Consider the following 13,197-nt stretch of genomic DNA (forward strand, 5'->3'; position numbering starts at 1 on the left):
TCACCTCTAGTGGTCAAGTAAAGGAATCGGCACCGCCCGCGACCAGACGATGCCGTTCCAGCAGGGACCACCGCCATCACGGCAGTGGCCCACGTATCCGCGCGTGCTTCGCTTGTCGCCCCCGCCCGTTTCCGGGGAGGGATCAGTGAAACATCGCGCTGACGGATTCTTCGTTACTGACACGCCGGATGGCTTCGGCAATCAGGCCGGCGACCGTCAATTGACGGATTTTGCCGCTGCGACGTGCAGGTTCGGAGAGCGGTATGGTATCGGCAACGACGAGTTCGTCAAGCACTGAACCAGTAATATTGTCCACGGCGGGCCCGGAAAGGATTGGGTGCGTGGCGTAAGCGACCACACGATGGGCGCCGTGAGCCTTCAAGGCCTCTGCGGCCTTGCAGAGCGTGCCGGCGGTATCGACCATGTCGTCGACCACCACGCAGGTGCGGTCCTGGATGTCGCCGATGATGTGCATCACCTGGGCCTGGTTGGCTTGCGGGCGGCGCTTGTCGATGATCGCCAGGTCGACATTGAGTTGCTTGGCGATGGCGCGGGCACGCACGACCCCGCCCACGTCGGGAGAGACCACCACCAGATCGTCGTAGTTCTGGCGCTCGATGTCATCGAGCAGGATCGGCGAGCCGTAGACGTTGTCCACCGGGACATCGAAGAAGCCCTGGATCTGGTCGGCGTGCAGGTCCATGGTCATGACGCGGTCGACGCCGGCCTTGACCATCATGTCCGCCACGACCTTGGCCGAGATCGGCACGCGGGCGGAGCGCACGCGACGGTCCTGACGGGCGTAGCCGAAGTAGGGCACGACCGCGGTGATCCGCGTTGCCGAAGCGCGGCGCAGCGCATCGACCATCAGGATCAGTTCCATCAGATTGTCGTTGGTCGGTGCGCAGGTCGACTGGAGAATAAAGACGTCTTTACCGCGCACGTTCTCGTTGATCTCGACGGCGATTTCTCCATCGCTGAACTGCCCGACCGTGGCATGGCCGAGTCGGTTATCCAGACTCTCGGCTACCTTTGAGGCGAGTCCGACATTGGCGTTACCGGTAAAAACCATCAATTTAGACACGCGCGGCCACCTTTGGGAGCTGTTGAAGGTCAGTAGGGGACATTCGGTTCAAGCCAGGACGGGTGACAAGACTGCCGGGAGAGTACGGGACGAGGGGCGGGTTTTCCGAGACACCATGCTTACCCGACCGCGATGCGGGTTGGCATCGAGGTCGCGCGTCGAAACGGCAGGAAAAAAAACCGCAACGTCGGTGGGGAAATCGTGTGGGCTGAGCGGCCATCGCGTCCCGGTTTCCGTTTGCAGGCTTGTCGAAATTCAGGAAGTGGCTGGGGTACCAGGATTCGAACCTGGGAATGCTGGTACCAGAAACCAGTGCCTTACCACTTGGCGATACCCCAGCAATCATCGGTCGCGCTCATTATGCGCAAAAGCGCAAACCGTTGGCTAGGTTTGAGGGCAAAACCAGTCGTGAAGTCGTCATCCGCCTGAAAAGACTGATGAAAACTGCGCAAGTAAGCCGGCTTTCCAGGTCGGCGACATCACGCTTGGGACTGACCCAAACCTTCGGCAAGGTTCAAAGCCTGGTGCAGCGGAGACAAGTTGCAACCGCGAGCCTTGAAGGCTTGCCATTCGTCCGGGACCTGCCGCAGCACCTGATCGGCCTGCGTTTCGTCGTCCAGCGGACAAAAGACGCAGGCGCCAGTCCCCGTCAGTATCGCGGGGCCATACTGGCCAAGCCAGTTCAGCGCGCGATCGACCTCGGGATGAAGCGCTCGCACGATGCTCTCGCAGTCGTTGCGCCACACCACTTCGGGGGCAGCCCCGTCGAGTGCGCGACGCATACTAATGACCGTGCTATCGCGTGTCAAACCGGGGTGGCTGAAAATCGCCGCCGTGGCGATCTCCACGCCAGGATGGACGATGACGAGCCAGGCAGGCTCGAGATCCACGGCGGTCAAGCGTTCACCGACGCCCTCCGCCCAGGCGGTGCGGCCCCGCACGAATACCGGGACATCGGCGCCCAGTTCCAGCCCTAGCGTCGCCAGTCGCTCGAGTCCGAGCCCGAGACCCCAGAGACGATCAAGCGCCAGCAGCGTGGTGGCGGCGTTGGAGCTGCCCCCACCCAGTCCGCCGCCCATCGGCAGGCGCTTCTCCAGCGTGATGGTCGCGCCCTGTCGGCAGCCAGTCTCGCGCTGAAGCCGGCGGGCGGCACGAACGATCAGGTTGTCCGCTTCGGTGACGCCGACGAGCGCCGGCGACAAGGTGATATCGCTCCCCCGGGGCTGCGTTTCGAACCGCAGCGTGTCGCCGCGGTCCAGGATCTGGAACAGCGTCTGCAACGAGTGATAGCCGTCCTCGCGACGCCCGGTGATCCGCAGCAGCCGATTGAGCTTGGCCGGCGCGGGCAGCGTCAGCGACCTCATGGCGACGCGTCCGCCGCCTGCCCGGGTGCTCCTTCGCTCCCGCTCCCCGGTTGCCACTGGTTGACCACCAGCGTGGCGCGGATGTCGTCATACGTCATGATCAGGCGGCTCGGCAGCCACAGCGAATCGGCGTAGGTCCAGTCCCGGTAGCGAATGGTCCAGCCGTCCTGGCTCAGGGTCTTGGGGAAGCCGAGTTCATCATCGCTCTGCCGATGGGCCCGGCCCGGTGCGGGGAGTCCGCGCACCCAGTAGTCCAGGGCCGATATCGGCAGCGACCAACCCAACTGTTGCTGCATCAGCGCTTCCGGCGACGACGCCTCGAAGCGACCGTCGCCGGTGGTCAGGGTGACGGCACCCTGGCGGCCTTCGAGGACGCTGCGTCCGGCACCGAAGGGGCCGCTGATCAGCATGCGGTAGTGATCGGGTGCCTGGGACCAGTCCAGGTTGGCGCTGCGGCTCTCTTCCGCGGTGCGCAGCCCGACCTTGCCGGCCACCGTCCAGGTATCCAGCGCTGCCAGGTCCTGCTGCTGCCGCTGCCAGTCGTCGGGCTGTCGCGGCACGTCCGGGGCCGGCGCCTGTCCGGCGCAGCCGGCCAGCCAGACCAGCAGGAGCAGTGCACCCAGCGGCTGCCACCGTTTTTGAAACGGGGACGACAGGTAGCGAGGCCGATCGTTGGCGAGAAGGCTTGGAGACATGGGAAGTTCCTGTCGAGTACGGATGATTCCGACGTGGAATAGGGGCGCATACGATAACAGGGGCGCCGGGTTGTCACGAACTGCGAGTGCCGCCCGTCACCCCGCGGCGTCCGGCTACGGGGCCAGTTGGGGATAGCGGGTCAACAGGTCGTCGATGTCCGGGTGGACGTCGTTGTCGGCGAGCGCGGACCTCACCAGGGCATGGGCCTCGTCCTGGTGATCGAGCACGACCAGTACTTCGGCGAGATGCGCGGCGACCTCCTGATCGGGTTGGCCGGCGTAAGCGCGGCGTAGATATCCCAGCGCCTTGCGCGTCTCCCCGCGTTTGAAATATACCCACCCCAGGCTGTCGAGGATCGCGGGGCTCTGGGGCTCGAGCGCATGCGCCCTCTCGACGAGTTCCTGCGCCTCGTCGTAGTGCTCGGTCGTCGTCGCCAGGGTATAACCCAGGGCGTTGAGCGCTGCGGCGTTGTCGGGATACCTGGCGATGAGCTGACGCATCTGGCGCATCATCGTCTCGACGTTGCCGCGTTCGAATTCGCGCATGGCGCGGGTGTAGAGGAGGTCGGCTTCGTCCGGCGCCTGCTCGAGGCTGCTGGCAAGCAAGGCATCCGCCGCCGCTGACTGATCGACACGGTCGAGGGCCTGCAGGCCAATCTGGGTCAGTGCAACGCGTTGGCCGGGATGGCGCAGAATCTCGACGCGCAGGAACTGCTGGGCTTCGTCGGTGCGGTCGTTGGCGGTCAGCATGCGGGTGGCCAGCGCGCGCGAGTCGAGGAAACCCGGACCCACGGGTACCTGGCGGTAGTAGAGCAGCGCGTTGTCGATCTCGCCCTGGGTCTCGGCGATGCTCCCCAGCACCAGATAGGTAGCCGGCGGCGTATCGTCGCGGTCAAGCAGCGGCAACAGCAGTCGGCGGGCGGGCTCCAGCGCACCGGCATCGAGATAGAGCTGGGCCAGGCCGATACGCAGCGACGGCGTCGCGTCGTGCCGTGCCAACAGCCGATCGATCTGCCCTTCGGCGGCGGCGATGTCGCCATCGGCGATCTGCGCCTGGGCCAGCGCCAGCAGGAACCGGTCGTCACCGGGAGAGAGCTCTTGGCCACGCCTCGCGGTGGAGGCGGCCTGGGCGTAGTCGCCGGCTTCGAGGGCGATCTGGGATCGGGTCAGCCAGAGCTCGGGTAGCTCGGCGTGGCGTCGTGCCAGGCTTTTCAGGCGCTGCTGGGCTTCATCGACCAGCCCGTCGGCGGCTTCCAGCCGGGCGGTGGCCATCTGGGCGTCGGCGTGGTCCGGGAAGGCGACGGTGAAATCGCGCAGTTGGGCAATCAGCGGCGGCAGTTCCGCCCGGGACTCCACCATCAGGTCGGCGAGGTCGAGCAATTGCGCGTCTTCCCCCGACCGGGCGAGTTCGAGCCTGTGCTGCAGGGCCGCCGGCCAATTGCCGCGATCTACCGCGATCCCCGACAGCAGCTTTTCCGGAGCCGTATCATCGGGCGCAAGTTGCTGCCAGCGCTCTGCAGTGGTATTCAGCAGTGCCGTGTCGTCGGTATAGCGCGCGGCCAGGGTGGCACGCTCGGCCAGGGCGGCGGAGCGGTAGCGCTCGGCGGCCGCCAGGTAACCAGCCGCGGCACGGTGAAAGTCGCCGCGTTGGCCAGCCATCTCGGAAAGCAGTACCTGGGAGAGGCCTTCGGCATCGAAACCGCTGGAGATCGGCGGCGCTGTCGCCAACGGGTCGTCGACGGGCGGCGACGCAGTTCCGCCCGACATGCTCTCGCAGCCAGCCAGCAGGACCGCACAGATAGCGGCGGATAACAGACTTCTAGGCATGCGGTCCTCGAGATCGATCAGTGGGTCCAGCATAACGGCTGGCGGGCGGGGGTCAATCGCGAAGGCGGCCACCGCGGGCATGATTCATTGCCTGCTAAGCGTCTTCCGGGTGTGCTAAAATGGCGCCGCTTCGCCCGACGGGCCACACTAGCGTCGGCCGGCATGTTTCGGCGTCTTGGCCACAGGCCGGTCGCGAACATTGGTGGGGCGCTTGACGACCTGACATCCGTCGCGCCGCGTGATGTTCGAAGGCGCGAGTGCCGGGTCCACGCAAGACAAATGACCGTGATTTCATGACGCTGCTAGCACTGGGTATCAATCATAGGACGGCCGCGGTCGACATGCGCGAGCGTGTCGCCTTCTCGCCGGCACAGCTCGAGTCCGCGCTGACACAGTTGCGGGCCCTGCCCGACGTGCGCGAGGCGGCGGTGCTTTCCACCTGCAATCGGACCGAATTGTATTGCATCACCGTGGCCGAAGGTGAGCGTCAATTGCTGGAGTGGCTGGGGGCGTTTCACGGCATGCCCGCGGAGGAGCTGCTGAACTGCGCCTATCACTATCACGAGGGCGAAGCTGCGAAACATCTGATGCGGGTGGCGGCTGGGCTGGATTCGATGGTACTGGGCGAGCCACAGATCCTGGGCCAGCTCAAGGACGCCTATCAGATCGCGCGCCAGCATGCGGGACTCGGCAGCGAACTGGAACGCCTGTTCCAGCAGACGTTCTCCGTCGCCAAGCAGGTCCGAAGCGAAACCTCGATCGGCGAGAACCCGGTCTCGGTTGCCTATGCGGCGGTCAGCCTGGCGAGCCGGATCTTCGACGATTTCGGCCGGGCACGCGCTCTGTTGATCGGCGCCGGGGAGACGGTCGAGCTGGTCGCGCGCCATCTTCGCGAGGCGGGAATCATGGGGCTGACCGTCGCCAACCGCACTCTGGCGCGAGCCCAGGCGCTGGCCGATGAGTGCGGTGGACGGGCGATCGAGCTCAGCGCCATCCCGCAGGCGCTGGAGCAGGCGGACATCGTGATCGCTTCCACGGCCAGCGAACTGCCGATCCTCGGCAAGGGCATGGTCGAACGGGCGCTCAAAGTGCGCCGCCACCGGCCCATCTTCATGGTCGACATCGCGGTGCCAAGGGACATCGAGCCCGAAGTGGGAGATCTCGCCGATGTCTTCCTTTATAGCGTCGACGATCTGCAGCAGGTGATCGCCGAAAATCGTCGTCATCGCGAGGTCGCCGCACGTCAGGCCGAGGCGCTGATCGACAGTGGCGTCGAGCACTGGCTGCACGAGCGCCGGGTTCGCGGCGCAGGGGACCTGATTCGACGTTATCGTCAGCATGGCGAGGCGCTAAGGCGCGATTCCGAAGCGGAAGCACTGGCGCAGCTGGCGCGCGGCGAGGATCCCGAGACGGTGATCAAGCGGCTCTCGCACCAGTTGGCCAACAAATTGATGCATGGCCCGACGCTGCGCCTGCGCGAAGCATCGGGCCAGTCACGTCACGATATCATCCAGGCGGCCGATAACCTGCTCATCGAGGGGCCCGCCAAGACACAGGACTCGGTATGAAAATACAGGACTGGGCATGAAAGCGTCTTTGCGCGAACGACTTGACGCCTTCCAGGACCGCTTCGAGGAGCTGTCCGCGCTTCTTTCCGAGCCCGAAGTGATCGCCGATCAGCCGCGTTTCCGGGACTACTCTCGCGAGTATGCCGAGCTCGAGCCGCTGGTCGGGGCCTGGCTCGCCTATCGCCGTACGGAAGGTGATATCGAGGCGGCCGATCAGATGCGGCAGGACAGCGATCCGGAGATGCGCGAGCTGGCCGAGGAGGAGTGGCGATCGTCCAGAGCGGAGCTCGAGGAACTAGAGGAAGAAGTCAAGCGCTTGCTGGTGCCCAAGGACCCGGATGATGACAGCAATGTCTTCCTGGAAGTCCGTGCGGGTACCGGTGGCGACGAAGCTGCGCTGTTCGCCGGCGATTTGTTCCGCATGTACTCCCGTTATGCTGAGCGCCGGGGCTGGAAAGTCGAGGTGGTCAGCGCCAGTCATGGCGAGCAGGGCGGGTACAAGGAGATCATCGCGCGGGTCAAGGGAGATAACGTCTACGCGTCGTTGAAGTTCGAATCCGGTGCTCACCGCGTACAGCGCGTCCCGGCAACGGAATCCCAGGGGCGCATCCATACCTCGGCTTGTACCGTCGCGGTGATGCCCGAGGCGAGCGAGGTCGGTGATGTCGACATCAACGGCAATGATCTCCGCGTCGATACGTTCCGCTCCAGCGGTGCTGGCGGTCAGCACGTCAACACCACGGATTCCGCCATCCGCATCACCCATCTGCCGACCGGCTTGGTAGTCGAATGTCAGGAAGAGCGCAGCCAGCACAAGAACCGGGCTAAGGCGATGTCTTTGCTGGCGGCGCGACTCAAGCAGGCCGCCGTGGACTCGCAGCGCCGGCAGCAGGCCGATACCCGGCGCTCACTGGTGGGGTCGGGCGATCGCAGCGAGCGAATCCGGACCTACAACTTTCCCCAGGGGCGGCTCACCGATCACCGTATCAATCTGACGATCTACAAGCTGGGTGAAGTCGTTGCCGGCGATCTCGACGAAGTGATCGGGCCTTTGGTCAACGAGTATCAGGCCGATCAACTGGCGGCGCTGCAGGGCGAGTGATGACGATCGACGAGGCTCTGCGCGAGGCGGCCGGACGACTCGTGGCGTCGCCCACGGCGCGCCTCGATGCCGAAGTGCTGCTAGCCCATGTCTGTGCCACGAACCGGACCTGGCTCTATACTTGGGGCGATCGCAAGCTGACGGCGGTGCAGCGCGAGGAGTTTCAGGCGCTGGTCGTCCGTCGGGCCGAGGGGCTGCCGGTGGCCTATCTGGTCGGCTCGCGCGAGTTCTGGGGACTGGGTCTCGAGACGTCGCCGGCGACGTTGATCCCGCGACCGGATACCGAGCGCCTCGTCGAGGTGGCGCTCGAGTCGACACCGAGGCCGGTTGGCGAGCTGCTTGATCTGGGTACCGGCACCGGCGCGATCGCGCTGGCTTTTGCCAGCGAGCGTCGTGACTGGCAGGTTATCGGAGTCGACCTCTCCGTCGATGCCGTGACGCTGGCACAGACCAACGCCCGGCGGCTGGCGATAACCAACGCTCGCTTCTTCCAGAGCGATTGGTTCTCCGCGCTGCCCGGGCAGCGCTTCGACCTGATCTTGTCCAATCCCCCTTATATCGCGGCAGACGATCCGCATCTGTTGCTCGATGACGTCCGCTTCGAGCCACGCTCGGCGCTGGTGGCGGAGGCGGGGGGAATGTCGGACCTGGCGTGGCTGGTCGAGCATGCGCCGAACTACTTGCGTCCAGAAGGCTGGCTATGGGTGGAGCACGGACATTGCCAGGCGGGTCAAGTGCGGGAAGCGCTGAGGCGTCGCGGTTTTCGGGGCGTCGCGTCGCATCGCGATCTGGCAGGTCTCGAGCGAGTGAGCGGCGGCCAGTGGGCCTGACTCGAGGTAACGATGTGGGTCTGCGTTGAACGAAGGTGACCGGGCTCACTGGAGGTTTGTAACAGCTCTGTGATAGTAATAATGCCCCGCGAGCGGCGGCGAGACCGTGGCGACAACGGGTTGGCGGCCTCGTGTCGTTCGGAACACTTCTCATCCATCGGCTTGGAACAATTACAGCAATGAAAGCCAAATCTCGAGCTCTCGATCGAATCGATCTCAACATACTGCGTTGCCTGCAGGATAATGCACGTATTTCCTATGTGGATCTGGCATCGCAAGTGGGGTTGTCGACCACACCTTGCCTGGAGCGCGTCAAGCGACTCGAGCGCTCCGGTATCATCAGGGGTTACAAGGCGATACTTGATCCCCGGGCACTGCGCGCCAATTTGCTGGTGTTCGTCGAGATCAGCCTGGAAACGCAGTCGCCGTCGGTGTTCGACGAGTTTCGCAAGGCGGTTGCCAAGCTGCCGCAGATCCAGGAGTGCCATCTGGTCTCCGGGCAGTTCGACTACATTCTCAAGTGTCGGATTCCCGAAATGTCCGCCTATCGACAACTGCTGGGCGACGTGGTGTTGACGTTGCCGGGCGTCAAGGAGTCCAAAAGCTACGTGGTCATGGAAGAGGTCAAGGAGGAGCTGGCGTTGCCGATCCCCGATCTCCTGCCGGAAGACGACCGATAACGCGTGGGTAGGACTGGCCGACAACGGTAGCTTTCGCGCCCAGGAAAATTCATGAACGACGAAGCACTACTACGCTACAGCCGTCATATCATGCTCGATGAGATCGACATTGTGGGGCAGGAGCGCCTGCTGGCGTCCCGCGTATTGATCATCGGTGCCGGTGGCTTGGGGTCTCCCGCCGCGCTTTACCTGGCCGGGGCCGGTGTGGGCCACCTGGTCATTGCCGACGACGACATCGTCGAGCTATCCAACCTGCAGCGTCAGATCGCCCATGCGGAAGGGCGCCTGGGGCATTCCAAGGCGCGTTCCGCGGCTGATGCGGCACGGGGTCTGAACTCGGCGTGCGACGTGCGGGCTCTGGATGCGCGTCTTGTCGGGGAGACGTTGATGACGGAGGTCGGGCTGGCCGATGTCGTGATGGATTGCACGGATCGCTTCTCCAGTCGCTTCGCCATCAATCGCGCTTGTGTCGAGAACGGGACACCATTGGTGAGTGGTGCTGCCATTCGCTTTTCAGGCCAGTTGGCCGTATTCGATCCACGTCAGTCTCGATCGCCATGTTATGCCTGCCTCTATGGTGAGCAGGGGGATGACGATGCGCTGACCTGCGCGGAGAGCGGTGTCATTTCGCCACTGGTCGGCCTGATCGGCAGCTTCCAGGCGCTGGAGACGATGAAGTTGATCAGTGGTGCAGGGCAACCTCATCGTGGGCTATCGACATTCGACGCGCTGAAAGGCGAGTGGCGTCACTTTGCGCTACCCAGGGATCCTGACTGCTCGGTGTGCGGTAACCGTTAGACGCTCCTGGTCCTTCGGGGGACGAGACGCTCTATCGCGACCCGTCTGGCAATGGCAGGCGACGATGGTTCTGCCGATCCCCTAGCGTGGCTCGTCACGACCGGACCGAGGGGCTGTTACGGCGCTGATCGGCGCGCGGCGTTTGTCCGGCAACACTAAAGTCGATGGAAATTCCTCTTTCTCTCCCTCGCGATGTCCTGCTAACCTAATATCCATAGTAGTTGGGTGGGGTTCGTATCTACCATATGTTGATTTCCGGTGTGCAAGCGGAATCCCATGATTTAGCGAATCGAGGTGAGCGCACCTGGTGTGTGTAGCCCGGAAGTTCATGGTCGCGATACCGCGATCTTTGGCCCGATAGACTTCAGCGCAAGCGATCGAGTCTATCGGGCATTTTTTTGTCAGCCATCTCTACACGACCCGCCAGTCATTTTCCCGCCTTCAGGACTCCTGCTCTGCAACGTTCTCAAGCTTTTGATATCAACGCCGATAATTCGAGTTGAGTTCGGATTCCCGACGCAGATCGAGATTCGTTTCGGCCTTTGAAGGATAACTCTTTTCGGTCATTCCTTGATCCAGGTGAATGAGAAGGGAGGGTGATATAAGGCTGGTTAATTTTAATTAATTTAGGGCAGGCGCTGTTCAGCCACATTAGCATCATGGCCGTATTGGAGGCGAATATTCGGTAAGATCATGAAATTGACCGTGCGAGATTTTCAGCCTGTCCAGCTACGGACAAGAAGTGCGCCGCGTGAAGGCAGCCTGGCCTACCACGCCCAAGTTTCCGGTATACCGGTGGGGACATTGAAAACGCGGGTCAAGAAACTCGTTGATAAGGGAATCGAGAGAGAACACGCCATCGAAATCGCGCTAAGTCAGCCAATCGGGCCTCAGGGACGGCCGAGGAAACCGACTCATCGCTAGGCCCGATAACATGGCGAAAGCCTCTGATTCATCTTCAGAGGCTTCCAGGCGGAAATAGAGACAGCTGCGGCCAGCTCATCAGGAGGATTGAGTATCATCCTTCCACTGGGGAGCGCCGTCGCGCATCAGAACCCGGTCGCTGTCGGGTTTGTCATCCAGCTTGGCTTCATGTACTTCACCGTCATAGCGATACCGAACGTCGTAGCCCACGGTCTCGTCTTTGCTGTCGTTGACGGTACTGCAGCGCTGTTCGGTGGTCTGGTAGGTGTCGCCCTGCTGCATCTGTTGCTGGACCTGGTTTCCCGCTACGCCACCACCGACGGCGCCCGCCGCCGTCATGATCTTCTTGCCGCTGCCGCCACCGAACTGATTGCCCACGACGCCGCCGACGATGGCGCCGATCGCGGTGCCAGCGATGCGGTTCTCGTCTTTCACCGGGCGCTGGTGAGTCACCGTGACGTTTTTGCACACTTCGCGTGGTGTTTCGGTGGTCTGCACGATTGGCTCGACGCTGACGATCTCCGCATACCTGGGCCCGCTTTCGGAGGATTGATAGGAGCCGACGGCGATGCCCCCGGCAATACCCAGTGCGGCAATGACGCCACCAATGACGATCGGTTTGTTCATGACCTTGCTCCTCTCTGTGTTCTCCGCAGCGTCGAACCGTCATGCGCTCGAGCGCTGCAGTCAACGCAATTCCTGTGGTGTCCCTATCGATTGCCGGTTGGCATGATCCTCGGAGAATGTCATTCCATGGACGTCTCCCCAAGATCGAGTGAGTATAGTCTCGAAACAGTTGGTGAGCGCCCGGTTGGTGGGTTTTTGAACACTGTTTTCATGTTGGTGTCCACAGTGTCTCCAAATGGGGACATCCTCCGGGGCGGCGAGCGTCAGCTTCGAGCGGCTGGGAGAGCTGAGCGGCCTTCCCAGCGGAGAGTGGAAAAGGGAGAGGATGGGAAGAGATAGCGGGGGGGCGCGACTCGTCGGCACCAGGGTTGCCGGCGCCGACCCTGATACCGATGTGGCTTACAGCTCGAACCTGGCCAGCTTGCGGTCGACTTTCGCCTTCTTCAGTTTGGCGACCTTGGGCAGGCCGTTCTCGAATGGGGGGAAATCCTCGCCCAGAATCAGCGGCGCAAGATAGCGCCGGCCAGCTTCGCTGATATAGAAACCGTCTTCGCTGATGTAGTCCCGCGGCATGAATTTTTCGTGGTTGGCGATCTCGGACAGGGAGGCCGGTTCGACCTTCCATTCGTAAGGGGCATCGGAGACGCGCTTGATGGCAGGCATCATCGAGTTCTGGCCTGCCAACGCGAGTTCGACGGCGGCTTCGCCCACGGCATAGGCCTGGTTGACATCGGTTTTGGAGGCGATGTGACGAGCGGCCCGCTGCAGATAATCGGCCACCGCCCAGTGGTACTTGTGGCCGAGATCTTCCTTGACCATCGACGCCAGGGTGGGGGCGACCCCGCCGAGCTGCTTGTGGCCGAAGGCGTCGGTGCTGCCCGAATCGGTGAGGAAAGTCCCGTCGGCGTACTGGGCGCCTTCGGAGACCACGAGCACGCAGAATCCGTGATGCTTGACCGCCTCGTCGATACGCGCCATGACCTTCGCCCGGTCGAACGCGATCTCCGGGAAGATGATCAGATGCGGTGCCTCTTCCGGAGATTCTCCGGACAGGGCGCCGGCGGCGGCGATCCAGCCGGCATGTCGACCCATCACTTCGAGAATGAAGACCTTGGTGGACGTCGAGCACATCGACTCGATGTCGAGCGCCGCTTCGCGCGTCGAGGTGGCGACGTACTTGGCGACACTGCCGAAGCCGGGGGAGTTGTCGGTGATGGGAAGGTCGTTGTCGACGGTCTTGGGAACGTGGATGGCAGTCAATGGGTAGCCCATCGTCTCCGACAGCTGGGAGACCTTGAGGCAGGTGTCGGCACTATCGCCGCCGCCATTATAGAAGAAGTAGCGGATATCGTGAGCCTTGAATACCTCGATCAAGCGCTCGTACTCGGCGCGATGCGTCTCGATGGACTTGAGCTTGTAGCGACAGGAGCCGAACGCCCCGCCGGGTGTGTGGCGCAGTGCCGCGATCGCCTCTTCGCTCTCCTGGTTGGTATCGATCAGGTCTTCCAGAAGCGCGCCAATGATGCCGTTGTGCCCCGCGTAGAGATGGCCGATGCGATCCGAGTGACGACGGCAGGCTTCGATCACGCCACAGGCGCTGGCGTTGATGACGGCGGTGACGCCACCGGACTGGGCGTAGAACGCATTATGCTTGGCCATATCGGCTCTCATCTCCTGAGGTTCGGTTGTGCTGGTCTC

11 protein-coding genes and 1 tRNA gene are annotated in these 13,197 nt (G+C 63.1%); 5 read left to right on the forward strand and 7 right to left on the reverse strand.

Going from position 1 to position 13,197, the window contains the following annotated elements:
* Nucleotides 1-142 precede the first annotated feature (142 nt).
* From F0A16_RS06835 to F0A16_RS06855, 5 genes are all read right to left on the reverse strand, one after another.
* A complete protein-coding gene (locus tag F0A16_RS06835; protein WP_187775929.1) occupies nucleotides 143-1,084 on the reverse strand; it encodes a ribose-phosphate pyrophosphokinase in 942 nt (313 codons plus the stop codon).
* A gap of 263 nt (nucleotides 1,085-1,347) precedes the next feature.
* Nucleotides 1,348-1,422 (reverse strand) — tRNA-Gln (locus tag F0A16_RS06840).
* Nucleotides 1,423-1,563: 141 nt separating this feature from the next.
* Complete coding sequence (gene ispE, locus F0A16_RS06845; RefSeq protein WP_149434654.1) at nucleotides 1,564-2,448, reverse strand: 4-(cytidine 5'-diphospho)-2-C-methyl-D-erythritol kinase; 885 nt, start codon at nucleotides 2,446-2,448, stop codon at nucleotides 1,564-1,566.
* Nucleotides 2,445-3,143, reverse strand: coding sequence for a lipoprotein insertase outer membrane protein LolB (lolB, locus tag F0A16_RS06850; protein ID WP_149434655.1), 699 nt, complete (start codon nucleotides 3,141-3,143; stop codon nucleotides 2,445-2,447). The genes ispE and lolB overlap by 4 nt, the downstream gene beginning before the upstream one ends.
* A gap of 114 nt (nucleotides 3,144-3,257) precedes the next feature.
* Nucleotides 3,258-4,970 carry a tetratricopeptide repeat protein gene (locus F0A16_RS06855; RefSeq protein ID WP_149434656.1) on the reverse strand — a complete coding sequence of 571 codons (1,713 nt, stop codon included), beginning with the start codon at nucleotides 4,968-4,970 and terminating at the stop codon, nucleotides 3,258-3,260.
* Between the two features lie 293 nt (nucleotides 4,971-5,263).
* Between F0A16_RS06855 and hemA the strand changes: the two genes are divergently transcribed.
* The 5 genes from hemA (at nucleotide 5,264) to F0A16_RS06880 (ending at nucleotide 9,948) form a co-directional block, all read left to right on the forward strand.
* Nucleotides 5,264-6,538 carry a glutamyl-tRNA reductase gene (hemA, locus tag F0A16_RS06860; protein WP_149434657.1) on the forward strand — a complete coding sequence of 425 codons (1,275 nt, stop codon included), beginning with the start codon at nucleotides 5,264-5,266 and terminating at the stop codon, nucleotides 6,536-6,538.
* A gap of 16 nt (nucleotides 6,539-6,554) precedes the next feature.
* The gene (prfA, locus tag F0A16_RS06865; RefSeq protein ID WP_149434658.1) at nucleotides 6,555-7,640 is read left to right on the forward strand and encodes a peptide chain release factor 1; all 1,086 of its coding nucleotides are present in this window, start codon (nucleotides 6,555-6,557) and stop codon (nucleotides 7,638-7,640) included.
* The gene (gene prmC / locus F0A16_RS06870) at nucleotides 7,640-8,470 is read left to right on the forward strand and encodes a peptide chain release factor N(5)-glutamine methyltransferase (RefSeq protein ID WP_149434659.1); all 831 of its coding nucleotides are present in this window, start codon (nucleotides 7,640-7,642) and stop codon (nucleotides 8,468-8,470) included. Before prfA ends, prmC begins: the two co-directional genes overlap by 1 nt.
* Before the next feature lie 179 nt (nucleotides 8,471-8,649).
* On the forward strand, nucleotides 8,650-9,150 hold the full coding sequence (locus tag F0A16_RS06875) for an Lrp/AsnC ligand binding domain-containing protein (RefSeq protein ID WP_149434660.1): 501 nt from the start codon (nucleotides 8,650-8,652) through the stop codon (nucleotides 9,148-9,150).
* A gap of 51 nt (nucleotides 9,151-9,201) precedes the next feature.
* Complete coding sequence (locus F0A16_RS06880; RefSeq protein ID WP_149434661.1) at nucleotides 9,202-9,948, forward strand: HesA/MoeB/ThiF family protein; 747 nt, start codon at nucleotides 9,202-9,204, stop codon at nucleotides 9,946-9,948.
* A gap of 1,002 nt (nucleotides 9,949-10,950) precedes the next feature.
* Here the strand turns inward: F0A16_RS06880 and F0A16_RS06885 are convergent.
* Together F0A16_RS06885 and F0A16_RS06890 are read right to left on the reverse strand one after the other, a co-directional pair.
* The gene (locus F0A16_RS06885; RefSeq protein WP_149434662.1) at nucleotides 10,951-11,499 is read right to left on the reverse strand and encodes a glycine zipper 2TM domain-containing protein; all 549 of its coding nucleotides are present in this window, start codon (nucleotides 11,497-11,499) and stop codon (nucleotides 10,951-10,953) included.
* Between the two features lie 399 nt (nucleotides 11,500-11,898).
* The gene (locus F0A16_RS06890) at nucleotides 11,899-13,158 is read right to left on the reverse strand and encodes a 6-phosphofructokinase (RefSeq protein ID WP_149434663.1); all 1,260 of its coding nucleotides are present in this window, start codon (nucleotides 13,156-13,158) and stop codon (nucleotides 11,899-11,901) included.
* Nucleotides 13,159-13,197 lie beyond the last annotated feature (39 nt).

The sequence above is a fragment of the Salinicola corii genome (assembly GCF_008298015.1).
Taxonomy (GTDB): Bacteria; Pseudomonadota; Gammaproteobacteria; order Pseudomonadales; family Halomonadaceae; genus Salinicola; species Salinicola corii.

Bases quoted from the DNA above. Each gene is read 5' to 3' on its own strand.
- hemA (WP_149434657.1), top strand. From the start codon at position 5,264: ATGACGCTGCTAGCACTGGGTATCAATCATAGGACGGCCGCGGTCGAC.
- F0A16_RS06855 (WP_149434656.1), bottom strand. From the start codon at position 4,970: ATGCCTAGAAGTCTGTTATCCGCCGCTATCTGTGCGGTCCTGCTGGCT.
- prmC (WP_149434659.1), top strand. From the start codon at position 7,640: ATGACGATCGACGAGGCTCTGCGCGAGGCGGCCGGACGACTCGTGGCG.
- F0A16_RS06885 (WP_149434662.1), bottom strand. From the start codon at position 11,499: ATGAACAAACCGATCGTCATTGGTGGCGTCATTGCCGCACTGGGTATT.
- F0A16_RS06890 (WP_149434663.1), bottom strand. From the start codon at position 13,158: ATGGCCAAGCATAATGCGTTCTACGCCCAGTCCGGTGGCGTCACCGCC.
- lolB (WP_149434655.1), bottom strand. From the start codon at position 3,143: ATGTCTCCAAGCCTTCTCGCCAACGATCGGCCTCGCTACCTGTCGTCC.
- F0A16_RS06875 (WP_149434660.1), top strand. From the start codon at position 8,650: ATGAAAGCCAAATCTCGAGCTCTCGATCGAATCGATCTCAACATACTG.
- ispE (WP_149434654.1), bottom strand. From the start codon at position 2,448: ATGAGGTCGCTGACGCTGCCCGCGCCGGCCAAGCTCAATCGGCTGCTG.
- F0A16_RS06880 (WP_149434661.1), top strand. From the start codon at position 9,202: ATGAACGACGAAGCACTACTACGCTACAGCCGTCATATCATGCTCGAT.
- prfA (WP_149434658.1), top strand. From the start codon at position 6,555: ATGAAAGCGTCTTTGCGCGAACGACTTGACGCCTTCCAGGACCGCTTC.